The 261-nt window shown below is 55.9% G+C and carries 1 protein-coding gene; it reads right to left on the bottom strand.

Going from position 1 to position 261, the window contains the following annotated elements; all coding sequences use genetic code 11:
- Nucleotides 1–234 (bottom strand): hypothetical protein (locus AAEY79_RS15390; RefSeq protein ID WP_407074211.1); only part of this gene is annotated, 234 nt, incomplete at its 3' end.
- Nucleotides 235–261 lie beyond the last annotated feature (27 nt).

Below are 261 nucleotides of genomic sequence, written 5' to 3' on the forward strand. Positions count from 1 at the left end.
GCCTTCGCCCTGCGCACCGCGACGAAAATCAACGTCTACCAGCGCCGGCGAACCTTCCGCTGACGGAGCAGCAGGGCTGGTTCCATCAGATCTCGAAATGTCGCTGGCCATGTCTGCAGAATCACCGCCAATAGTCATTACCAGCGAGTTGTTATTGCGTTGGGTAGTGTAAGGAACCAACTCGATCAGGTTAAAAATGAGGCGGGTGCGGTCGCTGGTTTCAACAACGGTCATGCTTTGCGCATTTCCGCTACCCAGCGG

It is taken from the genome of Psychrobacter sp. GW64-MNA-CIBAN-0177 (assembly GCF_040309585.1).
In the GTDB taxonomy this organism is placed as follows: Bacteria; Pseudomonadota; Gammaproteobacteria; order Pseudomonadales; family Moraxellaceae; genus Psychrobacter; species Psychrobacter okhotskensis.